This is a genomic window from Clostridium pasteurianum BC1, from assembly GCF_000389635.1.
Taxonomy (GTDB): Bacteria; Bacillota; Clostridia; order Clostridiales; family Clostridiaceae; genus Clostridium_I; species Clostridium_I pasteurianum_A.
The window spans coordinates 4,404,396-4,427,353 of record NC_021182.1 but is presented as its reverse complement, the minus strand read 5'-3'; the positions used below and the strand labels follow the sequence as shown (position 1 = coordinate 4,427,353).

At 31.8% G+C, this 22,958-nt stretch carries 20 protein-coding genes; 19 read left to right on the top strand and 1 reads right to left on the bottom strand.

What is annotated here, in order from left to right:
• The first annotated feature begins 205 nt into the window (after window positions 1-205).
• Window positions 206-2,713 carry a preprotein translocase subunit SecA gene (secA, locus tag CLOPA_RS20535; RefSeq protein WP_015617348.1) on the top strand — a complete coding sequence of 836 codons (2,508 nt, stop codon included), beginning with the start codon at window positions 206-208 and terminating at the stop codon, window positions 2,711-2,713.
• A 16-nt stretch (window positions 2,714-2,729) separates the two neighbouring features.
• Window positions 2,730-3,837 (top strand): peptide chain release factor 2 gene (gene prfB / locus CLOPA_RS20530; protein ID WP_242834241.1). Its coding sequence is split into 2 segments (ribosomal slippage): window positions 2,730-2,807 and window positions 2,809-3,837, totalling 1,107 coding nucleotides; the frame shifts between segments, so codons are not numbered across the junction.
• Between the two features lie 102 nt (window positions 3,838-3,939).
• On the opposite strand, the gene CLOPA_RS20525 is transcribed toward prfB, so the two are convergent.
• Complete coding sequence (locus CLOPA_RS20525; protein ID WP_041711021.1) at window positions 3,940-4,371, bottom strand: HAD hydrolase-like protein; 432 nt, start codon at window positions 4,369-4,371, stop codon at window positions 3,940-3,942.
• A 318-nt stretch (window positions 4,372-4,689) separates the two neighbouring features.
• On the opposite strand from CLOPA_RS20525, the gene CLOPA_RS20520 reads away from it, so the two are divergent.
• The 17 genes from CLOPA_RS20520 to hemC all read left to right on the top strand — a co-directional run bounded on the left by CLOPA_RS20520 (window position 4,690) and on the right by hemC (window position 22,956).
• Entirely contained in the window at window positions 4,690-5,343 is a 654-nt protein-coding gene (locus tag CLOPA_RS20520; protein ID WP_015617346.1) for a precorrin-2 dehydrogenase/sirohydrochlorin ferrochelatase family protein, read from the top strand.
• Window positions 5,344-5,582: 239 nt separating this feature from the next.
• The gene (locus CLOPA_RS20515; RefSeq protein ID WP_015617345.1) at window positions 5,583-6,785 is read left to right on the top strand and encodes an ROK family transcriptional regulator; all 1,203 of its coding nucleotides are present in this window, start codon (window positions 5,583-5,585) and stop codon (window positions 6,783-6,785) included.
• Between the two features lie 81 nt (window positions 6,786-6,866).
• Window positions 6,867-7,082, top strand: a complete 216-nt coding sequence (thiS, locus tag CLOPA_RS20510; RefSeq protein ID WP_015617344.1) for a sulfur carrier protein ThiS — start codon at window positions 6,867-6,869, stop codon at window positions 7,080-7,082.
• Window positions 7,072-7,902, top strand: coding sequence for a HesA/MoeB/ThiF family protein (locus tag CLOPA_RS20505; RefSeq protein WP_015617343.1), 831 nt, complete (start codon window positions 7,072-7,074; stop codon window positions 7,900-7,902). The genes thiS and CLOPA_RS20505 overlap by 11 nt, the downstream gene beginning before the upstream one ends.
• Window positions 7,903-7,964: 62 nt before the next feature.
• A complete protein-coding gene (locus CLOPA_RS20500) occupies window positions 7,965-8,372 on the top strand; it encodes a M67 family metallopeptidase (protein ID WP_041711019.1) in 408 nt (135 codons plus the stop codon).
• 31 nt (window positions 8,373-8,403) lie between these two features.
• Entirely contained in the window at window positions 8,404-10,707 is a 2,304-nt protein-coding gene (locus CLOPA_RS20495; RefSeq protein WP_015617341.1) for a sulfurtransferase TusA family protein, read from the top strand.
• A 176-nt stretch (window positions 10,708-10,883) separates the two neighbouring features.
• Entirely contained in the window at window positions 10,884-12,110 is a 1,227-nt protein-coding gene (locus CLOPA_RS20490; RefSeq protein WP_015617340.1) for an O-acetylhomoserine aminocarboxypropyltransferase/cysteine synthase family protein, read from the top strand.
• Between the two features lie 79 nt (window positions 12,111-12,189).
• Window positions 12,190-12,780 (top strand): adenylyl-sulfate kinase, encoded by a 591-nt coding sequence (gene cysC / locus CLOPA_RS20485; protein WP_015617339.1) that lies wholly within the window; start codon window positions 12,190-12,192, stop codon window positions 12,778-12,780.
• Window positions 12,781-12,856: 76 nt separating this feature from the next.
• Window positions 12,857-14,542 (top strand): adenylyl-sulfate reductase subunit alpha, encoded by a 1,686-nt coding sequence (locus CLOPA_RS20480; protein ID WP_015617338.1) that lies wholly within the window; start codon window positions 12,857-12,859, stop codon window positions 14,540-14,542.
• On the top strand, window positions 14,526-14,840 hold the full coding sequence (locus CLOPA_RS20475) for a 4Fe-4S dicluster domain-containing protein (RefSeq protein ID WP_015617337.1): 315 nt from the start codon (window positions 14,526-14,528) through the stop codon (window positions 14,838-14,840). Before CLOPA_RS20480 ends, CLOPA_RS20475 begins: the two co-directional genes overlap by 17 nt.
• Window positions 14,841-14,964: 124 nt before the next feature.
• A complete protein-coding gene (locus CLOPA_RS20470) occupies window positions 14,965-16,020 on the top strand; it encodes an aliphatic sulfonate ABC transporter substrate-binding protein (RefSeq protein ID WP_015617336.1) in 1,056 nt (351 codons plus the stop codon).
• A 218-nt stretch (window positions 16,021-16,238) separates the two neighbouring features.
• Window positions 16,239-17,078 carry an ABC transporter ATP-binding protein gene (locus tag CLOPA_RS20465; protein ID WP_015617335.1) on the top strand — a complete coding sequence of 280 codons (840 nt, stop codon included), beginning with the start codon at window positions 16,239-16,241 and terminating at the stop codon, window positions 17,076-17,078.
• Window positions 17,056-17,787, top strand: coding sequence for an ABC transporter permease (locus CLOPA_RS20460; RefSeq protein ID WP_015617334.1), 732 nt, complete (start codon window positions 17,056-17,058; stop codon window positions 17,785-17,787). The genes CLOPA_RS20465 and CLOPA_RS20460 overlap by 23 nt, the downstream gene beginning before the upstream one ends.
• 122 nt (window positions 17,788-17,909) lie before the next feature.
• Complete coding sequence (cysD, locus tag CLOPA_RS20455; RefSeq protein ID WP_015617332.1) at window positions 17,910-18,710, top strand: sulfate adenylyltransferase subunit CysD; 801 nt, start codon at window positions 17,910-17,912, stop codon at window positions 18,708-18,710.
• A gap of 15 nt (window positions 18,711-18,725) precedes the next feature.
• Window positions 18,726-20,558 carry a GTP-binding protein gene (locus CLOPA_RS20450; protein WP_015617331.1) on the top strand — a complete coding sequence of 611 codons (1,833 nt, stop codon included), beginning with the start codon at window positions 18,726-18,728 and terminating at the stop codon, window positions 20,556-20,558.
• Between the two features lie 399 nt (window positions 20,559-20,957).
• Window positions 20,958-22,034 carry a glutamyl-tRNA reductase gene (gene hemA / locus CLOPA_RS20445; RefSeq protein ID WP_015617330.1) on the top strand — a complete coding sequence of 359 codons (1,077 nt, stop codon included), beginning with the start codon at window positions 20,958-20,960 and terminating at the stop codon, window positions 22,032-22,034.
• A gap of 19 nt (window positions 22,035-22,053) precedes the next feature.
• Window positions 22,054-22,956 (top strand): hydroxymethylbilane synthase, encoded by a 903-nt coding sequence (gene hemC / locus CLOPA_RS20440; protein ID WP_015617329.1) that lies wholly within the window; start codon window positions 22,054-22,056, stop codon window positions 22,954-22,956.
• Window positions 22,957-22,958: the final 2 nt, after the last annotated feature.

Here is a 22,958-nt window from a genome sequence, read left to right as displayed (position 1 = left end):
AATACTTTTGTATAAGGCACATTCAAATAAATAACTAGTCAGTATGCTAATCTATTATGAATCCTACTGGGCCAACAGAATCCTCAGATAGCTCACTATCTTGGTCACCTGTTTCCTTGTATGATCCAAAATATACGTGGCATCTTTAACTTACTATTTATTTTCATATGCCTAATTTTATAAAAACATAGTGAGGATGAATTCGATGGGAATTTTAGGAAAAATATTTGGATCTTATAGTGAAAGAGAAGTAAAGAGAATTATTCCAATTGTAGATAAAATAGAGAGTTTTGATGAAAAAACAAGTGTTTTAGATGATAATGAACTTAAAGAAAAAACAGAAGAGTTTAAAAATAGACTTAACAATGGAGAAACATTAGATGATATACTTCCAGAGGCTTTTGCAGTAGTGAGAGAGGCATCTTATAGAGTACTTGGTATGAAGCATTTTAGAGAACAGCTTATTGGTGGTATTGTGCTTCATCAAGGAAGAATTTCTGAAATGAAAACTGGTGAAGGTAAAACATTAGTTGCTACATTGCCTTCATATTTGAATGCATTAAGTGGTAAGGGTGTACATATAGTAACTGTAAATGATTATCTTGCAAAGAGAGATAAAGAGTGGATGGGAAAGGTTTATGAATTTCTTGGCCTAAGCGTAGGAGTTATCCTTCATAATTTAAATCAGGATGAGAGGAAAGAAGCTTATTGCTCAGACATAACCTATGGAACTAATAATGAATTTGGATTTGATTATTTAAGAGACAACATGGTTATATATAAAGAGGAAAGGGTTCAAAGACCACTAAATTATTCTATTGTGGATGAAGTTGACTCTATTTTAATAGATGAATCTAGAACTCCTCTTATAATTTCTGGTGAGGGAGATAAATCAACTGAATTCTATAAAGTAGCAGATGGTTTTGCTAAAACCCTTAAGAAGGAAGACTATACAGTAGACGAAAAGTCTAATTCTGTAATATTAAATGACTCAGGAGTGGAAAAAGCAGAAAAGTTTTTTGATTTAGAAAATTATGCAGATTCTGAAAATATGGAAATTCAACACCATCTATCACAAGCATTAAAAGCTAATTACATGATGAAAAAAGATAAAGACTATATGGTGAAAGATGGAGAAGTAATCATAGTGGATGAGTTTACTGGAAGACTTATGGAAGGCAGAAGGTATAGCGATGGTCTTCATCAGGCAATTGAAGCAAAGGAATCAGTAAAGGTTCAAAAGGAATCAAAGACTCTTGCTACTATTACATTCCAAAATTATTTTAGATTGTATAATAAGCTTTCTGGTATGACTGGTACTGCATTGACTGAGGAAGTAGAATTTAGAGAAATATATGGCTTAGATGTAATTGTTGTACCAACACATAGAGGTATTGCAAGAAAAGATTTTCCTGATCTAGTTTATAAAACAGAAATGGGAAAGTTTAATGCTATAGTTGACGAAATAGTAGAAACTAATAAAAATGGTCAGCCGGTACTTGTAGGTACCGTAAGTATAGAAAAATCAGAAGTACTTTCTGAACTTTTGAAAAGAAAAGGCATACGGCATCAAGTACTTAATGCTAAATATCATGAAAAGGAAGCTGAAATTATATCCCGTGCAGGTGAAAAAGGCAGTATAACTATAGCTACCAATATGGCAGGCCGTGGTACGGATATTAAACTTGGTGATGATGTTGTGGAGTTTGGCGGACTTAAAATAATTGGTACAGAAAGACATGAGTCAAGACGTATTGATAATCAATTGAGAGGTCGTTCTGGACGTCAAGGAGATCCAGGAAGTTCAAGATTCTATGTATCATTAGAAGACGATCTTATGAGAATATTTGGATCAGATAAATTAAGTGGCATGGTCGATAGACTTGGATTACAAGATGATGAAGCAATTGAAAGTAAAATGGTAAGTAATGCCATAGAAAATGCACAGAAAAAAGTTGAAGGCAATAATTTTGATATAAGAAAAACTTTGTTAAAATATGATGACGTAATGAATCAGCAGAGAGAGATTATGTATAAGCAAAGAGCACAGGTGCTTGAAGGTGAAGACATGAAATCCCAGATTCAAGCTATGATTAAAGATCTTGTCTATACTTCTGTAGATTCACATTTAACAGATATAGAAGAAAATATAGAAGAAGATTTATCACACTTAATTGAATTTTTAGAGGATATCTATTTACCAAAGAGTAAGATTACAGTTGACGAATTAAAAGTAATGTCTAATGAAGAAATTAAAGAAAAGCTTTTGCAGACGGCTATGGATATATACACTGAAAAAGAAGAAAACTTTGGATCTGAGCAAATGAGAGATATAGAAAGAGTAATTCTTCTAAGAGTAGTAGACACAAAGTGGATGGATCATATTGATAATATGGATCATTTAAAGCAAGGTATGGGACTTAGAGCGTATAGACAGCAGGATCCTGTTCAGGCTTACCAGTTTGAAGGAAGTCAAATGTTTGATGAGATGATTTATAACATTAAAGTTGAAACAGTAAAATATTTATATCGTGTTCAAGTTGAAAGAGCTCCTGAAAGATTAAGAGTGATTAGACCAACTACTACAAATCATGGTGATACAGAAGAAGTGAGAGAACCTATAAGAAGGAAAGAAGAAAAAGTTGGAAGAAATGATCCTTGTCCTTGTGGATCTGGTAAAAAATATAAAAATTGTTGTGGAAGAAGAGCATAGATAGGATGTGATTACAGTGTTTATAAAGCTTGATGAGTGCTTAAGTGATACAAAAATACTTGAAGAGGGAATACAGGAAATAAGGGATTCACTTTGACCTGCCTTTAATGCAAGTAAAAATAGAAGAATTAGAGAATATTATGCAGGAGCCAGGTTTCTGGGATGATATGAAAAGAGCTCAGGAAATAGCTCAAGAAGCTAAAGGATTGAAAGATAGAGTTGAGTTAGTCAATTCTTTAGAGCAAAAATTGGATGATGTTAAAGTTTTAATAGAAATGTGCCAGGAAGAAGAGGATGAAGCCGTTTTAGATGAAATAGTTTCTGAAATTAAAGAATTAAATTTATCAATAGATAAATTTAGGATAGAAATCCTCCTCTCTGGTGAATATGACAGGAATAATGCCATATTGGATTTGCATACTGGTGCAGGTGGTACAGATGCTCAGGATTGGACAGAAATGCTTCTTAGGATGTACACGCGCTGGGCGGAGTCAAAAAATTTTAAAGTTGAAACTTTAGACTTATTGCCTGGAGATGAGGCAGGTATTAAAAGCGTTACGCTAAAGATAACAGGAGAATTTGCATATGGGTATCTAAAGGCAGAGAAGGGAATCCATAGACTTGTAAGAATATCGCCCTTTAATGCAAATGGTAAGAGGCAAACTTCTTTTGCTTCTGTAGAAGTTTTACCTGAACTTACAGAAAGTCAGGATATTGATATAAAAACAGATGATTTAAGAATAGACACCTATAGATCCAGTGGAGCTGGTGGACAGCATGTAAATAAAACTGAATCTGCTATAAGAATAACCCATATCCCTACAGGAATAGTAGTTCAATGTCAAAATGAAAGAAGTCAACATTCTAATAAAGAATCAGCTATGACTATGCTTAAAGCTAAGCTTGTTGAATTAAAAGAAAGAGCTCATAAAGAAAAGATAGAAGATTTAACTGGTGAACTAAAGGACAATGGATTTGGAAGCCAAATACGATCTTATGTTTTTCAACCATATACTATGGTAAAGGATCATAGAACTGGCGTTGAAATGGGTAATATTGATTCAGTAATGGATGGAGATATAGACAATTTTATAACAGAATACTTAAAGAAAAATAGCTTATAAAACAAAAGAAAGACTATCTAAAAATAAAATTTTCAGATAGTCTTTTTTGTTTTAATTTAAAACTGTAATAAATAATAATATAAAAAATAGAATAACATATGGCTAACTAAAATTTAATATTGATGAATTTACATCAGAAAGATTTGGTATTATTCTATCTGCCATATTTGTTTCTATATTGATTCCTATTCCTATAGCTGTCATGTTAAGCAGTTTTGCTTCATTTAATCCATCTATTTCACTGTCAAATACAACGCAGTTTTCAGGTGCAATATTAAGGTTTTCAGCAGCTTTAAGAAGCAAAGGCTTAAAATCAGAATCCAAATTGTTATCTGAGATGACGTCAAAGAAATCTTCAATTTTTAGAATTTTTACAATATCCAATAAATTATTATTGTTAGAAATAACAGCTAATTTCATGTCGGACATTCTTAGATTAATTAAAAATCTTTTAAGATCTTTTAATCCAATTGAATTTTTAGAATAATTTAAAATGTAGTCAAGGTGAAAAATACATCCTTCTACTTTTTTCAAAATTACACCCCCATCAATAAATAGAAATTTAATAAATCTAATATTGTATGAAAAATTTGTAATAATAAATCTAATATTGTTAAATTTATTATACAATCATAGTTTAATTTTATTATAATACAATTTAATGAGAAAATAACATTTGTTAAGAATAATTAACATTAGTATAATGATTTCCACTAAATGGCAATCGATTCTAAGTATCACAAACCGATACTTAGAAATCTGTTTATGATAATATAGATTAATCAATATACCAATATTTATAGATGGCAGTGTAATAAGTAATAATATATAATAGAAAAGGGTGTAATTATTATGAATGAATATTATCCAATAATGTTAAATGTAAAAAGTAAAAAATGTGGAGTTATTGGGGGAGGTAAGGTTGCATATAGAAAGATAACTGCCTTATTAGAATGTGGAGCTGAGGTTTTAGTTATATCTAGAGAGATAATACAAGATATCGAAATATTGGTAAATGAAAATAAAGTAATATATTTGGAAGATAATTATGATTTTAAATATATTTCAGATTTGTATCTTGTCTATGCTGCTACTAACGAAAAAAATATAAATAACAAAATATATAAGCAGTGCAATGAAAAGAACATTCTTGTAAATGTAGTTGATGAACCTGATATTTGTAATTTTATAGTTCCATCTAAGATTAGAAGAGGAGATTTGACAATAGCAGTATCTACTAATGGTAAAAGTCCAATGCTTGCAAAGAAAATAAGAGAAGATTTAGAAGAGATTTATGACGATAGATATGAAATATTTTTAGATATTATGGGACAGATAAGAAAAGAGGCTTTTGCTATTTTAAAAGATAGCAAAAGGCGGAGTGAATTTTATAGGCATGTAATATATTCGAATTTTATAAACAGATTATCTTATGATAATAAAGAGTCTATACAAAAAGAAATAATGGATATTTTAATAGAATATAAGAGTAATGGAAAATTATAGATAATAATTTTGTAAAATAAAATTTTTGTTGAAATTTAAAATATAAATTTAGAATTTTTTATAAAAACCATTGACATATTTACTAATATAAATTAAAATTAACAGTAATATAGTAAAACCATATAAACAAAGTAGAATACTTGGTATTGAATTAAGGTTGATAAATAATTTATTAACCTGCAATTTTTGTAAAAACTTTTTACCATTTTGGAAAGAACAATAGGTTAAGGAGTTTATAAATGACAAAAGTTATTGATACATTAAAAAACATGAATAGAGATGGAAAAAATATTTTCAGTATTCTCCAGAAAAACGGTCCATTAACAAAGGCGCAAATTATGGATTTAACTAAACTAAAATTGACGACCTTAAACCGCATAATTAAACCTATTATTGATGAAAAATTAATTGTTGAAGCAAGTATAGGTGAATCCACAGGGGGAAGAAGACCTAGTTTATATGATGTAAACATGACAGATTATGCGTTTATTGGCATAGATATTTCTAGAATTTATACACAGGTTATTTTTGCTGATTTTAAACTTAATATAATTCACAAAGAACGTTTTAGTATGGATAGTTCATATTCTCCAGAGAAAACAGTTGATAGGATAACAGATATCTGCAAAAATGCAATTCATATGGCTGAATTAATGAATAAAGAATTAATTGCGGTAGGACTTGGTACAGTAGGGCCAATGGATATCTACAAGGGGATAATGAAAAGTCCGGCTAACTTTATGTCAAAGGGATGGACAGGTACTCCTATAAAAGAAATGCTGCAGAAAAATTTGAATTTAGAAGTGTATATGGATAATGGTGCAAATGCAGCAGTCACAGTAGAATATTTGTTTGGATATGGAAAAAATTTAAAAAATATTGCATATTTTAACTTTGGTATAGGTATAAGAACAGGGGCCATATCTGATGGTAATATAGTGAGAACAATTAATGATGCAGAGGATGCTTTCGCTCATATGGTAATAGATGTAGACGGTGAAAAATGCATTTGTGGAAATTATGGTTGTGTTGAATGCTACTCTTCCATAAAATCCATTACAAAAAATTTTAAAAAAAGAATTGCAATGGGTGAAAGTACTAAAATACAAAAATCTATAGATGATATTAATTATATTGACATAAGTTTGGCAGCACAAAATGGAGATAATGTATCAGAAGAGGTAATAAAAAAAGCAGCAGAGATATTTGGAACAGGATTATCAAATTTTATAAATTTATTAAATCCAGAATTAATTATTTTAAGTGGACCACTTATAATGGTGTCAGAGTTGTTTTATAAAATTAGTGTGGCTACAGCAAAACAAAAATGTTATTTAAGTAAGCATAGTAACATTTTTTTCAATAGAGGCGGTTACTTTAAAGAAAATGCAATTTCGGCAGGGGCTGCTGCTATGGCAATTGAAAATCTGCTTAGAGAATAAGCATATGAAAATAAATTATATATGCCAAAATGCTAGGTGTTAAATTTAAAATATATAGTTATTATAATGAGGAGGACAATCATGAAAATTAAAGTAAATGGTGAAGTCAAAGAAATAAAGGATGCAGTAACAGTAACGGAAATATTAAAAATTGAAAATGTAGAAATGCCTGATATGGTATCAGTACAATTAAATGGAGAATTTGCAGAAAGAGATAAATTTGATACCACAGTACTTAAAGAGAATGATGAAATTGAATTCCTTTACTTCATGGGAGGTGGAAGCTGTGGATTTTAGTGAAGAGCAAATAGAGAGATATTCAAGGCACATAATTTTATCTGAAGTTGGAGTTGAAGGCCAGGAAAAATTACTTAATTCAAAGGTTCTTATAATAGGAACTGGTGGACTTGGAGCACCGGCAGCTATGTATTTGGCAGCAGCAGGAATAGGTACTATTGGTCTTGTAGATGGAGACGCTGTAGATCTTTCCAATTTACAGAGACAGATAATTCACCAAACTGCAGATGTTGGTAAATTAAAGGCTGAATCTGGTAAAGAGACCATTAATGCCATAAATCCGGATGTGAAGGTAATTACATATAACGAATTTGCCACTTCAGAAAATATAATGGATATAATAAAAGATCAGGATTATGATTTTATATTAGATGGTACAGATAATTTTCCAGCAAAATTTTTAATAAATGATGCTTGTGTGCTTGCTAAGAAACCATTTTCTCATGCAGGTATAATAAGATTCCAGGGACAACTTACAACCTATATACCTGATAACGGAACACCTTGCTATAGATGTATTTTCCAATCACCACCACCAGAGGGAGTTGTACCAACTTGTAGAGAGGCTGGTGTAATAGGTGCTATGGGTGGAATAATTGGAACACTTCAGGCAATGGAGGCAATTAAATATTTACTTGGACTTGGGGAAACTTTAGCAGGGTATCTTTTAACTTATGATGCATTAAAAATGGAGTTTAAAAAGATAAAAATAAATTATAATAAGAGATGTGGAGTATGTGGTGACAATCCAACAATTGATACGTTAATTGATTATGCTAAACCAGCGTGTGATTTAAAAACAGGAAATTTAGGCATGTGAGAATAAATAGTCTAGCATTTTGACTGGTTATTTATTTGAATATGACTCAAGCGGGTGATTATATGATTTATATAGAAAAAAAAGAGTATGAAAAAATTATAGAGCAGGCCAAAAAAGAATTTCCAAATGAATGTTGTGGATTTCTTGCAGGAAATAAAAAAGATCAGGATTTATTTATAAAAACAGCATATGCAATGACCAATATAGATGCCAGCAGTGAACATTTTTCCATGGATCCAAAGGATCAGTTTAAAGCTGTGAAAGCTATAAGAGAAGAGAATATGGAGCTAATAGGGAATTATCATTCTCATCCATATACACCTTCACGTCCTTCGGAAGAGGATAAGAGACTTGCCTATGACCCAAAGGCCATTTATGGAATTTTGTCATTGGAAAAGGAAGTACCAGTTTTTAATCTTTTTAAAATAGAAAAGGGTAATGTGGAAAAGATTCAATATGAAATTATTTAGAAATTTAAAATAATTGTATGGGGTGATATGAGTGATACAGATAACTGAAGATAACTTTAAGGCTATTGAAGATTTTAAAGAAAAAGCAGATCAGTATAAAAATGGTGACATAGATCCACTTAGATTTAAAGCTTTCAGAGTTTCAATGGGAGTTTATGAGCAGAGAGAAAAAGAAACTTATATGGTTAGAACCAGAGTTCCGGGAGGAGTTATAACTCTTCAGCAGCTTCAGACAATAAATGATATTGCAAAAGAGTATGCAAATGGAAGAATGCATATTACATCAAGACAGGATCTTCAATTTCATAATGTAAAACTTGAAGATGTCTATGACATTATGAAACAGCTTATAGAAGTTGGAATAATTACAAAGGGTACTGGAGGAAATACTGTAAGAAATGTGCAATGTGCAGCACTTTCAGGTGTTTCAACAGATGATGTATTTGATGTAACTCCATATGTGAGAGAGGTAACTAATCATTTAATAAAAGATCCTTCAAATATGAATCTTCCAAGAAAATACAAATTAGCTTTTTCAAACAGTCCAGTGGATGAAGCTGATGCTACCATATCAGATCTTGGTTTTATAGCTAAAGTACAGGATGGCAAAAAAGGGTTTGAAGTCTATGGCGGCGGCGGTTTCGGAGGTAATCCTAGAGTATCTCTGAAATTGGCAGATTTTATTGAGGATAAGGATGTAATATATTACGTTCAGGGAATGAAGGAGCTTTTTGAAAAAGAAGGGGATAGATCCAATAAAAATAAAGCTAGAATAAGATACATAGTTGCAAGACTTGGAAAAGAAAAATTTATTCAGCGTTTTGAAGAGGAATTGGCAAGAGTAAGGAAAGAAAATAATCTTGAAATCAATATAGATGAACCTTATGAGAAATATGACACTGATAATATAGAAACTATAGATAAACCACTTAAGAATATAATATTCCCACAGAAACAGAAGGGCCTTTATTCTGTATATGTACATCCGCAAAGTGGTAATCTGGCTTCAGAAAATTTAGATAAGGTTATAAATTTTATAAATACCTTAGACTATGGCACTTCCATAAGAGTGACAAATACTCAGGCATTCTTTGTAAGAGATTTAAAGGAAAAGGATGTAGCTAAATTATCGGATATAATTCTTCAATTTACATCCAGATTTAATATAGATAATTCCATAACCTGTGCAGGAGCTTCTACTTGTCAATTGGGACTTTGTCTTTCACAAAATCTTTTAAAGGGAATTAAAGAGGAATTTAAGGATGCCAGTGACGATATAAAATATGCTTTACCAAGAATATATATATCAGGATGTCCAAATTCTTGTGCAGTACATGAAAAGGGAAAGATAGGTCTAAGTGGAAGAGCAAAAAGAACTGAAGATGGACTTATACCAATGTATACAATTTTCCTTGGAGGAAAAGTTGGTGCTGGTGGTGCAAAAATGGGTGAGGTTTATGGAGACATACTAGCTAAAAAAGTTCCTAAATATCTCTACAAATTAGCAGAATTGAAAAGTAAATCTTCCTATGAGAATTTTGATGAATTTTTAGATAACAGCAAAGAAGAGATTAAAAAATTAGTAAAAGAATATAGTACTTTAGAAAGTTTTGCTGAAAATGCTGACCTCTACTATGATTTTGGAGCCTGCAATAAATTTACCTTAGAAGGAAGAGGTGCAGGTGAGTGTAGTACAGGAGTTGTTGATGTTATAAAGCTTGATCTTGCAAATGCAGAAGGGGCTCTTGAAAAATATAAGACCACTAAAGAAAATGCTGATTTGTATTCTTCAGCAGTATCTTCAGCTAGAGCACTTCTTGTTTTAAATGGAGTAGATACAAATAAGGATAGAGAAATTTTCAAAGCTTTTAAGAAAGATTTTGTTGATACAGGATATGTAAAAGCTGAAATAGGGGATTTATTTGATACACTTATAGATTTTAAATTAGGCGATATAAAGAACATAGCTGATAAAGCAGAGGATATATCATATTTGTACAATAAGGTAAGAGCTATGTATGACTCATTAGACGGACAATTGCATATAACTCTTCCAAAAGAAGTTGAAAAAGAAGAAACTAAGAAAAACTTAGAAGATAAGCAAGAAAATTCATATGAAGTGATTGACTTTAGAGGAGTAAAATGTCCTATAAACTTTGTAAAAGTTAAGGTTGAGTTGGCAAAAATAAAATCTGGAGAAAAAAGAGGATTTTATTTAGATGATGGAGCTCCTATAGATAATGTGCCTAAAAGTGTAGAAAAAGAAGGACATAGAATAGTAGATATTGATACTAATTATGATGGATATAATTTGCTTATAGTAGAGAAAAAATAAGGAAAACATTACTATTATTTTCAACAAAATCTTTATTTTATCTACACAATTTTGTTATATAATGTATTCAAGTTAAGTTAATTTAACAAAATCTTTATTTTATCTACACGATTTTGTTATAGAATATAGTCATATAATATATTCGATTAAAACTAGGCTTATGGCGGAGGTTGTATATGAATTTTAATACCAAACTTATTCACGGTAATCGTAAAAAAGATGAAATAGGAGCTACTAATACTCCAATATATCTTTCCAATGCATATGCTCATGATTCGGCTGAAAAGCTCGAAAGTATATTAATGGGAAATAGTATGGGTTATGCTTATACAAGAATCTCCAATCCTACAGTTACTGCTTTTGAAAGAAGAATTGCCAGTATAGAAGGTGGTATGGTGGCTACTTCAGCAGCTTCAGGCATGAGTGCAATATATTTAGCTATTACAAATATAGTGGAAACAGGAGACGAGATAATTGCTTCCAGTGGTCTTTTTGGTGGAACATATACTTTAATGAGAAATTTAAAGTCTTTTGGTGTAAGCGTTAAATTTTTAGATAGTATAAATGAAGAAACACTAAAGGAAAATATAACAGACAATACAAAATTAGTATTTGCAGAAACAATAGGTAATCCAAAGCTTGATATTTTGGATATAGATTCAGTTTCAAAAGTCTGTAAGGATAATAATGTAATTTTAATAGTTGATTCTACAGTAACTACTCCATATCTTATAAAACCATTGGAACATGGGGCAGACATAGTTATACATTCTACTTCTAAATATATAAATGGTACTTCAAATTCTATTGGTGGAATTATAGTAGATGGTGGCAGTAATAAATACAGTGATGAGAAATTTAAAAACTTTAAAGATTTTTCTAAAAAGTTTGGTAAAATGGCATTTACAGCAAAGCTTAGAGCTACTGTAGGTAGAGATCTAGGTGCAGCCTTGTCTCCAGTTAATGCATTTTTAAATCTTACAGGAATTGAGACTCTGTCACTTAGAATGAAGGAACACTGCAAGAATGCTATGGCTGTAGCTGAATATTTAAGTGGAAATAAAAAAGTTGTCTCTGTAAATTATCCTAAGCTTAAAGGCTCAGAATATTATAGTTTAGCTGAGAAGTACTATGAAAGAGGCGCTAGCGGAGTTTTAACATTTAGACTTGGAACAAAAGAAAATGCATTTAAATTTGTAAACAATCTAAAGCTTATATCAAATTTAACTAATATAGGAGATACAAAGACATTAGTCATTCATCCCTCTTCTACTATCTGTGCAGGAAATACAGAGGAAGAAAAGCTTCAAATGGGAGTTTATGATGATCTTTTGAGAATGTCTGTTGGAATTGAAGATATAGAAGATATAATAGCTGATATTGAAAATGCTTTAAGCATATGAAAATAAATAGTAAGTCAAAATAGACTAGAATACTGACTATTTATTTGAATGTGCATTAGAAGCAATATGAGGTGATTCTGTGGGAATAAAGGCAACAAATATAGTCTGGCAGCAGACGAATGTAAGTAGACAGGATAGAGAAAAACTTCTTAGGCAGAAGGGGATACTCATTTGGTTTACAGGACTTTCAGGATCCGGAAAGTCTACTGTGGCAACTATGCTTGAAAAGAAGCTTCACGATATGGGAAAGCTCACATATTTATTGGATGGCGATAATGTAAGACATGGTTTGAATTCTGACCTTGGATTTTCTATAGAAGATAGAATTGAAAATATAAGAAGAATAGCAGAACTTTCAAAATTATTTGTGGATTCAGGGGTTATAACCATAACAACTTTCATTTCACCTTTTATAAAGGACAGAGAAGCTGTAAAAGAACTTTTAAAAGATGACTTTATAGAAGTTTATGTAGACTGTCCTATAGAAGTTTGTGAAAAGAGAGATCCAAAGGGTATATATAAAAAAGCCAGAAAAGGTGAGATTAAAAATTTTACAGGTATAGATTCACCTTATGAACCGCCTGTTAATCCGGAGATAACAGTGAAAACACATATAGACAGCTTAGAAGAATGTGTATCTAAAATTATAGATTATCTGGAGCTTAAGTAAGCCGTTGTAAAATTAATTAATTTTGCAGAAATCAGTTAAAGATACTATAAAGGTAATTAAAGTGAGGACAATACCGATGAGATTAGAACCTAGAATTAGTACTACAGATATTCTTATAATAGGCGGTGGTGCTGCAGGTTGCTTTGCAGCCATCACTGCTGCTAAATCAAATATAAAGGTAACTATTGCGGAAAAGGCAAATATAAAAAGAAGTGGATGTCTTGCAGCAGGAGTTAATGCATTGAATGCGTATATAACAAGGGATGAAACACCAGAGTCTTTTGTAGAATATGTGAAAAAGGAGTTCAATGGAGTTATAAGGGAAGATCTTGTATATTCCATTGCTAAAAGGCTTAATAAAGTAACTAAGGATATAGAAGATGCTGGGCTTACCATTTTAAAGGATGAGGCTGGTGAGTATATAACCAGAGGCAAGCGAAGCATAAAAATAAATGGTGAAAATATTAAACCAATACTGGCAGTTGCGGTTAAAAACATAGAAAACATAGAGGTTATAAATAAATTAAACATTATAGATTATATTGAGAAAGATGGAAAGATAATAGGAGCATATGGATTTTCTCTGGATACTGATGAGTTTTATGTAATACATGCAAAGTCAGTAATATGTACTACAGGAGGAGCAGCTGGAGTATATAAACCTAATAATCCTACCTTTTCAAGGCATAAAATGTGGTATAGTCCTTTTGATACTGGAGCAGGTTATGCTATGGGCATAAGAGCAGGGGCCGAAATGACTACCTTTGAAATGAGGTTTATAGCACTTAGATGTAAAGATACCATAGCACCTACAGGAACTATAGCACAGGGGGTTAGGACACCTCAGGTAAATGGTTCAAAAGAGTTGTATGTAAATAAATATGGTAAACCTACTACAATTAATAGATTATACGCCACAGTTATGGAAAACTTAAATGGAGAAGGTCCATGTTATTTAAAGACTACAGGTATAACAGAGGAGCAAAATGAGGAATTACTTAAAGCCTATTTAAATATGGCACCAGCCCAAACTTTGAAATGGATAGAAAATGGTACTTCACCAGCTACAGAGGATGTAGAAATTGAAGGAACAGAACCTTACATTGTTGGAGGCCATACAGCTAGTGGATACTGGGTAGATACTAATAGAAAGACTACTTTAAAAGGCTTATATGCAGCAGGAGATGTAGCAGGTGGCAGCCCTAAAAAATATGTAACAGGATGTTTTGCAGAAGCTGAAATTGCTGCCCAGGAAGCAGTGAAATATATACAATCTGTACAGCTTCAAGAAGTTCTAGAAGCTGATATTAAAGATAAGCTTAAAGAGATTAACAGTTTTTTTGAAAATAAATTTTCTCTGTATTCCATAGAAGAAGTGGAAGAAGCCATGCAAAAAGTAATGGATGAATACTCAGGTGGTATATCTCAAAATTACAGATATAGTGCTAGAAAACTCAGTATAGCAGCAAAGAGAATTGAAGAGCTCATTGAAATAACTGAAAAACTTAATGCAAAAGATACCCATGAATTATTGTTTATATATGAAATACTTGATCGATTGTATGTGGCTAAAGTATTAATTTGTCATCTATCAGCCAGACATGAAACCAGATGGAAGTGTTATCAAGAAAATGAGGATTATACACAAAGAGATGATGAAAACTGGCTAAGATATGTAAATTCTACTTATAGGGATGGGAAAGTTAAAATTATATTTAGGGATTTAGTGGGAAGGGATGAAATCTATGAGCATAAAAATTGATAAAGATAAATGTGTTGGTTGTGGAAAATGTATAGATGTTTGTCCTGGTACCTTAATATATAAAGATAAAGAAAATAAAGCCTATATAAAGTATGAAAAGAACTGTTGGGGATGTACAGCTTGCCTGAAAGAATGTAAAGTAGCAGCGATTAAATATTATTTAGGTGCAGATATTGGTGGTAATGGTGCCAGCTTATATGTAGAGCAGGATAAAGATATATTAAATTGGAATATTACCGATAAAAATGGCGAAAAAGTAGTAATATCTACAAATAGAAAAGAGGCAAATAGATATTAGCAATAATTTTACTAATGTTTATATAAGGCACATTCAAATAAATAACTAGTCAGTATATCTTTGACTTACCATTTATTTTCATATGCCTAAATTAGATTCAATATTATAAAAGGGGGTTTATAAAATGAAAGGTAAAAAAATTCTATTTTCACTGGTTGCAATGCTAACTATAGGGGTGCTAGCTGGCTGCAGCAGTGCTAATAACACAAGTGGCTCTTCTAATACAACAGGTAGTAAGCCATTAGATACAGTAAGGATTGCATATTTCCCTAACATAACCCATTCACAGGCTTTAGTAGGTATGCAAAATGGTCAATTCCAAAAGGATTTAGGGAGTACAAAAATTGAATGGAAGCAATTTAATGCCGGCCCTTCAGAAATTGAAGCATTTCTTTCAGGAGCTGTGGATATTGGGTACATAGGACCAGGACCAGCTATAAATGGATACACAAAGTCAAAAGGTGATTTACAGATAATTGCTGGTGCCACTGATGCAGGTGCAGTGCTTATAGGTAAAAAAGACAGTGCAATAAAAAGTGTAAAAGATCTATCGGGTAAAAAAGTAGCTATACCTCAGTTTGGTAATACTCAGGATTTATGCCTTAGATTTTTACTTCAAGAAAATGGTTTAAAAGATACTACTAAAGGAGGAACAGTTCAGATAGTGCAGGCTGACAATCCAGATATAGTGTCTTTACTTGATAAAGGTTCTATTGATGCAGCATTAGTTCCAGAGCCATGGGGAGCAACAATCCAGGCTAAATCAGGGGCTTCAATAATATTGGATTACAATCAGATATGGAAACAGGGAAAATATTCTACAGCAGTTGTAGTAGCTAGAAAAGAGTTTATCAAAGACCATCCGGATGTAGTTGAAAAATTCTTAAAAACTCATGTAGAATTGACTGATTATCTAAATAAGAGTCAGACTGAAGCATCTACGAAAGTAAATGATGAATTGAACACATTGACAAAGAAACCTCTAGATAAATCTGTCTTAGATACAGCATTTAAGAGATTAACTGTTACTGTAAATCCAGAAACAGAGGCAACAAAAGAAATGATTGATATGTCTGTAAAAGCTGGATTCATAAAAGAAAAACCAGATGATAAAGGTTTATTTGATTTAACCATACTAAATAAAGTTTTAAAAGCAAAAGGTGAAAAAACTATTAATTAAGTTATAATAGATAAAAAAATAAAAAGTCAATTTATAAAAACAAAGTTGACTTTTTATTTTTGGTAATGCTAATCTAGATTTGGTAAGTAATTTTTAAAAGGGTTGATATATTTACACTCATGTGTAAAATTTCTTATAAAAAAATTCAAGTGTTATCAATGATTTAGTGAATTATTTGTAGAATTGGAGTTTAATTAAAAATAAAAGAGGTGATATGTTTGAGTTTAGTCATTGATGGAGTCAGTAAGAAGTTTATAACAAAAAGTAAGGAAACTTTTACACTGGACAATATAAATCTTTCTTTTAAAAAGGGAGAGTTTATATGTCTTTTGGGGCCCTCGGGCTGTGGTAAATCCACTCTGCTTAATATAATTGCAGGTCTTGAAAAACCTACTTCGGGAAAAGTAACCTTAAAGGATAAAGAAGTAAAGGAAGTTGGACCGGATAAGGCCTTTATGTTTCAGGAAGCCGCATTGTTTCCTTGGCTTAGTGTCATAGAGAATGTAGAGTTTGGAATGAAAATGGCAGATGTATCAAAAGAGCAGCGAAGAGAAAAAGCTTTAAAATATTTAAAGATGGTACATCTAACTAAATTTCAAAATTCTTTTCCACATGAATTGTCTGGTGGAATGAGGCAGAGAGTTTCTCTTGCCAGAGCTTTAACTCTTGATTCGGAAGTGCTTTTAATGGATGAGCCATTTTCAGCCTTAGACAGTCAGACTAAAAGTATACTTCAGCTTGAACTTCAAAAGATTTGGTGGGAAACAAAGAAAACTATAGTATTTGTAACTCATAATGTGGAAGAGGCCGTACTTTTAGGCGATAGAGTAATAGTAATGTCTGCTAATCCAGGAAGAGTGAAAAGAGAATTTAAAATAGAACTAGCAAGGCCAAGGGAAGCGCAGAGTATAGATCTTACTTATGTAGTTTCCGAGGTTATGAAAGAGTTAAAAGAGGAGGTGGAGAAGGTTGCAAAAGCTGAATACGACAGTGATTGGAGTATTGAAGAGAATAATATTTTATATAATTCTGATAATGATATGGGAAATGGTTTATAAAATAGGTGTTGATGCTTTAGGAATATGGAAGCCCTATTCTTTTCCATCACCTATAGATGTATTTAAAACTTTAAAATCACTTATAGGAGATAATAGTCTGTTTATTGCAACTGTAGTAAGCCTTAGAAGACTCCTTATAGGCTATTTGATTTCACTTGTTATAGGTTTGCCGCTAGGACTTATTGTTGTTAGATATAAATATCTGGATGAAAATTTAAGTTCTTTAATATTGGGACTCCAAACCCTTCCAAGTGTATGCTGGTTACCTTTTGCTATACTTTGGTATGGACTTAATGAAAGTTCTATATTATTTGTTGTTACTATTGGTTCTGTATTTGCAGTTTGTATGGCTACAGAGTCTGGAATAAAAAATGTAAATCCCATACATATCAAAGCAGGCAAGATTATGGGTGCTAAGGGAATAAAGCTTTATTGGAATGTAGTAGTTCCTTCTGCACTTCCAGACATAATAGGAGGTATGAAGCAGGGCTGGTCCTTTGCCTGGAGAGCATTAATTGCAGGAGAGATGTTATCAGCAACTAAAGGACTAGGGCAAATATTAATGGTAGGAAGAGATCTTGCTGATATAAGTCAGGTAGTAGCAGTAATGATTGTAATCATAGTACTTGGACTTATAATTGATAAACTCATATTTGGAGCTTTAGAGAATAGTGTGAGAAATAAGCGTGGACTAGGTAGAGTTTTGTAAACTTATAAAAAAAATTAAGTTGCAGTAAATATAAGTATAAAATGTGTAAATCCATATAATTTATATAAGGATAACATATATGAATTATATGGATTTACATGAGAAAATAGGAGGAATTAATTATGGATCATTTAGACAGATTGGAAGCCGAAAGTATATATATATTGAGAGAAGCTTATAAGCATTTTGGAAAACTTGGAATGCTTTGGTCAGTAGGAAAAGATTCAACAGTAATGCTGTGGCTTGCAGAGAAGGCTTTTTTCGGAAATTGCCCATTTCCACTAATTCATGTGGATACTACATTTAAAATACCTGAAATGATAAAATTTAGAGACAAAGTTGCTAAAGACTATAATCTGAATCTTATAGTAAATACAAACTGGAAGGCATTAGAAGAGGGGATGGGACCACAAAAAGGAAGATTAGTCTGCTGCAAAGCATTAAAAACGGATGGACTTCAGGAAGTAGTTAGTAAATATGAATTTGAAGGACTTATTGTTGGAGTAAGAAGAGATGAAGAGGGATCAAGATCCAAGGAAAGAGTTTTCAGTGAAAGAAATGCTGAATCTGAATGGGACTATACTGATCAGCCACCAGAACTTTGGGATCAATTTAAAACTGACTTCAAAAAGGGAAATCACATAAGAATACATCCACTTTTAGGCTGGAGAGAAATAGATATTTGGGAATACATCAAAAGGGAAAATATTCCTGTAGTTGATTTGTATTTTGCTAAAAATGGTAAAAGATACAGAAGCTTAGGATGTGCGCCATGTACTAATCCTATAGAATCCAGTGCTTCCAATGTAGATGAAATAATAGAAGAATTGAAGAATACAAAAGAAACAGAACGATCAGGAAGAGCACAGGATCAGGAAGATGCTCATGCATTAGAAAAACTTAGAAAACATGGATATATGTAGTTGGAGGTGCCTAAAATGAAGAGCGAAAGAGAAAACTTAAATATTGTAGTAGTTGGACACGTAGATCATGGTAAGTCAACACTTATAGGAAGACTGTTATATGATACAGATTCACTTCCTGCTGGAGCTATAGAAAAAGTAAAAAAGATATCTGCAGAAAAGGGAAAGTCCTTTGAATATGCCTATCTTTTAGATGCTTTTGAAGAGGAACAAAAGCAGGGTATAACTATAGATATAACTATGATTCAATTTTTTACAAAGAAAAGAGACTATGTAATAATAGATGCTCCAGGACATAAGGAATTCCTAAAAAATATGATATCAGGGGCAGCCAGTGCAGAAGCAGCCTTCCTTTTGATAGATGCAAAGGAAGGTATTCAGGAGCAGTCCAAAAGACATGGTTACATACTTTCATTACTTGGTATAAAGAAAGTATATGTGCTTGTAAATAAAATGGATCTTGTAGACTATTCAGAAGAGAGATTCAATGAAATACAGGTTCAATTTAACGAATTCTTAAATAATTTAAATGTATATCCTGAAAAGTATATACCAATATCTGCTTTTAATGGTCAGAACATAACTTCAAAACCATCTGAAATGCCTTGGTATAAGGGAGATTATGTTCTTGAATGTATGGATAAAATAGAAAAGGCAAAAGGAATAGAGGAGAAGCCTCTAAGATTCCCAATACAGGATGTTTATAAATTTGATGACAGAAGAATAATTGCCGGAAGAATAGAAGCAGGTACTTTGAAAAACGGTGACGAAATTGTAATATATCCAGGCGGTAAAACTACAAGAATTAAATCTATTGAGGCTTGGCAAGGCAAGGATAAGACTGATGTGATTTCAGCTGGCATGTCCGTTGGAATTACTGTGGAGGATGAGTTCTTTAACAAAAGAGGAGAAGTTATTTGCCACAAAGAAGATCATGTTGCTACAGCCAATATTTTTAATGCAAATGTATTCTGGATGGGTAAAAATAACCTAGAAAGAGGAAAGAAGTATAAACTTAAAATTGCAACTCAGGAAGTGGAATTTGAAGTTTTCTCAATTAATAAGATAATAGATGCGGCATCACTGAAAACTAATAGTGAATTAAATTATATAAAGAAAAATGACGTGGCAGAAGTTACTATAAAGACAAAAACACCTATATGTTTTGATGCCTTTGGAAATATACAGGCTCTAGGAAGATTTGTAATTATAGATGATTATAATACTGCTGGCGGTGGAATCATATCAAATGTAGAAGATTCTCTAAATAGAGAAGTGACAAATGTAAAAAGCAAAAATATTACTATAAGAAAGAGACTTGTATCGAGAAAAGATAGAGAAGAGGCTCTAGGACAAAAGGGTAAAGTAATATGGCTTACTGGACTACCTGGATGTGGAAAAAATGAAATTGCCGTTAAACTTGAAAAGAAGCTTTTTGAACTTGGCAAAAAAGTATATTATATAGATTCAGCTAATGTAAGATTTGGACTAAGCAGTGATTTGGATTTTTCTCCTAAGGATTCTTACGAGCAGACTAGAAGAATATCTGAGGTTTCAAATCTATTTGCAGATAGCGGAACTATAACTATAGTAACTTCTGTAAGCAGATTTAAAGAAGCCAGGGAATATTCTAGAAAAGTAATTGGAAAAGATAATTACGTAGAGATATTAGTGGAAGCCTCCAACGAAATATGTAAAAAGAGAAATCCAAATGCCTTTACAGAAGACTGCGATAACGTATTTGATTATGAAAAATCAGAATATCCAGTTATATCTTTGAATATAGATGAAGCAGAGTTTAATTCTGATAAAAAGGCTGAGGCTATTATAGATTTATTAAATCTATAAATTTTAAAATAAGGCATCCAAAAAGAAATAACTAGTCAGTATATAGTATATTTCTCTGAAGATGCCTAAATAGCTGCTCTGTGCATAATATTGTGAATTGTGATTATATAGAATTGTATACTCTTTATTAATTGCAATTTTCTTCTTGTAACTTGTTATTTTATTTAATATGCTTTACAATTAATATTATAGTATTAGGATAAGACACAATTGTGTCTTATCCTATAATAATTTTTGGATGTTTAATTGATGAATATTGTTTAGAGGATTTATCAATGATTTGCTACTGTTATGGTATAAATTTATTTCCCCATATAAATAACATATTTACAATATTACTATACAACATATGTAAATTAGTATATTTTTTTAAAAATAATTTTAGAAGGTGAGTATAAAATGTATTATTTAGTTATGGCTGGAGTTGATTATAAAAATAGTAAGCTTACCACTAGAGAAAAAGTGAATTTCACCTCTAGCGCCATAAAAAGAGCCTTTGAAAGAATAAAAAGTGAAGGTATTTTAAAGGAAGCTGTGATTTTATCTACCTGTAATAGAAGTGAAATATATGGAATTTTGGAAAAAGAAAATGGAGAAGAATACTTACGTAGTTTTTATTGTTCATTTTTTAATATAGATACAGAAGAAATTAAAGATAATGTAGTCTGTAGATCAGGCTTTCAAGTTATTGACCACCTTTTTCAGGTGACTAACGGATTTAAATCTATGGTACTGGGAGAAGATCAGATACTTGGTCAGGTGAAAAATGCCTATAGTGAGGCACTTACTAATAAAGCCAGTGGAAAGATTTTAAACAGATTATTTTTAAGTGCTATTACTAATGCCAAAAAAGTTAAAACTATTACTAATATCTCTCAGACATCTATATCTGTAAGTTCTATAGGTATAAAGCTTATACATAAGCATTTCGGAAAGCTTAAGGGTAAGAAAGTCCTGGTAGTAGGACTTGGCAAAATGAGTAAGATAGCTATAAAATATCTTCTATCTGAAGGTGTAGAAAAAATTTATGTTACCAATAGAACTAAGAATAAAATTATGGATATGGAAATTATTGCAGATAATATTCAGGGCATAGATTTTGATAATAAATATGAAGCTGTCAAAGATGTGGATATAATAATAAGCTGTACAGGTGCACCTCATTTTGTCATACACAAAGAGGAATTCTTAAATAATTATAGTGGAAATTCCATGTGTATATTGGATTTGGCTGTACCAAGAGATGTAGAACCAGACATTGGAAATATAGAAAATGTAAGCTTATATGTAATAGATGATATAGAAAAAATAGCAAAAGAAAATGAAAATAAGCGTAGAATAGAATTTAATAGAGGCATGATATTAGTAAGAGAAGATATATCTAAATATTTAGAGTGGATTGTAAACGAAAATATAGATATATATCAGTGTGATAGTTCCTCCAGGATTACATTGGAAAAGGATGTTGCACTTTAAAATCGAAAGAGGATTGTATATGAAATCTAAAATTATAATAGGTACTCGTGGAAGTAAACTGGCAGTTACTCAGACTAATATGGTTATTGAAAATCTTAAGAAGCATTATCCAAATCTCATTATAGAAGTAAGGCAGATTAAGACCACTGGAGATAAAATACTGGATAAAAGCTTAAGTAAAATAGGCGGTAAAGGATTATTTATAGCAGAAATAGAGAATGCATTGAAAAATCATGAAATAGATTTAGCTGTTCACAGCATGAAGGATGTGCAAAATGTTGTGATAGAGGATTTTGAAATTTTGTCTGTGTTAAAGCGAGAAGATCCTAGAGATGTTTTGGTTGCTAAGAAAAAAATATCTCTTTTGGATTTACCAGAAGGGGCTGTTATAGGCACCAGCAGCCTTAGAAGGATGGTACAGCTGAGGAGGCTTCGCCCTGATTTTCAGTTTAAACTTTTAAGAGGAAACATAGATACCAGAATAAATAAAATGTTAAATGGAGAAGCTGACGGAATAATATTGGCAGCAGCTGGTCTTAAGAGAATGGGCTGGGAAAATAGAATATCAGAATACGTTGATATACATAAATGTATACCTTCTGTGGGACAGGGAGCATTATGTGTGGAATTCAGAAGTGGAGACAGGGAAGTAAAGGATATTGTAAGCGCTCTGGTGAGGGAAATAGAATTTAAATGCTTGCTTTCAGAACGCAGCTTTTTAAGAGAAATGAATGGAGGCTGCAGTATTGCTATAGGTGCTCACAGCACTGAAATCAATGGCAAAATTGAGTTGGAAGGTTTTGTATGTGATGATGATAATGCTGCTATTTTTAAAAGCAAAGTAGTAGGGAATATAGATGAATATGAAAATATCGGGATAGAACTTGCTAAAAAACTTATGAAACTTAAGGAGGAAAAATAATT

Excerpts from the sequence above, each read along its gene's own strand:
- CLOPA_RS20475 (WP_015617337.1), top strand. The coding sequence starts at position 14,526 with ATGAGCATAAAAATTGATAAAGATAAATGTGTTGGTTGTGGAAAATGT.
- CLOPA_RS20520 (WP_015617346.1), top strand. The coding sequence starts at position 4,690 with ATGAATGAATATTATCCAATAATGTTAAATGTAAAAAGTAAAAAATGT.
- CLOPA_RS20480 (WP_015617338.1), top strand. The coding sequence starts at position 12,857 with ATGAGATTAGAACCTAGAATTAGTACTACAGATATTCTTATAATAGGC.
- secA (WP_015617348.1), top strand. The coding sequence starts at position 206 with ATGGGAATTTTAGGAAAAATATTTGGATCTTATAGTGAAAGAGAAGTA.
- CLOPA_RS20490 (WP_015617340.1), top strand. The coding sequence starts at position 10,884 with ATGAATTTTAATACCAAACTTATTCACGGTAATCGTAAAAAAGATGAA.
- CLOPA_RS20460 (WP_015617334.1), top strand. The coding sequence starts at position 17,056 with ATGATATGGGAAATGGTTTATAAAATAGGTGTTGATGCTTTAGGAATA.
- CLOPA_RS20515 (WP_015617345.1), top strand. The coding sequence starts at position 5,583 with ATGACAAAAGTTATTGATACATTAAAAAACATGAATAGAGATGGAAAA.
- hemA (WP_015617330.1), top strand. The coding sequence starts at position 20,958 with ATGTATTATTTAGTTATGGCTGGAGTTGATTATAAAAATAGTAAGCTT.
- CLOPA_RS20500 (WP_041711019.1), top strand. The coding sequence starts at position 7,965 with ATGATTTATATAGAAAAAAAAGAGTATGAAAAAATTATAGAGCAGGCC.
- CLOPA_RS20450 (WP_015617331.1), top strand. The coding sequence starts at position 18,726 with ATGAAGAGCGAAAGAGAAAACTTAAATATTGTAGTAGTTGGACACGTA.
- cysD (WP_015617332.1), top strand. The coding sequence starts at position 17,910 with ATGGATCATTTAGACAGATTGGAAGCCGAAAGTATATATATATTGAGA.
- hemC (WP_015617329.1), top strand. The coding sequence starts at position 22,054 with ATGAAATCTAAAATTATAATAGGTACTCGTGGAAGTAAACTGGCAGTT.
- thiS (WP_015617344.1), top strand. The coding sequence starts at position 6,867 with ATGAAAATTAAAGTAAATGGTGAAGTCAAAGAAATAAAGGATGCAGTA.
- CLOPA_RS20470 (WP_015617336.1), top strand. The coding sequence starts at position 14,965 with ATGAAAGGTAAAAAAATTCTATTTTCACTGGTTGCAATGCTAACTATA.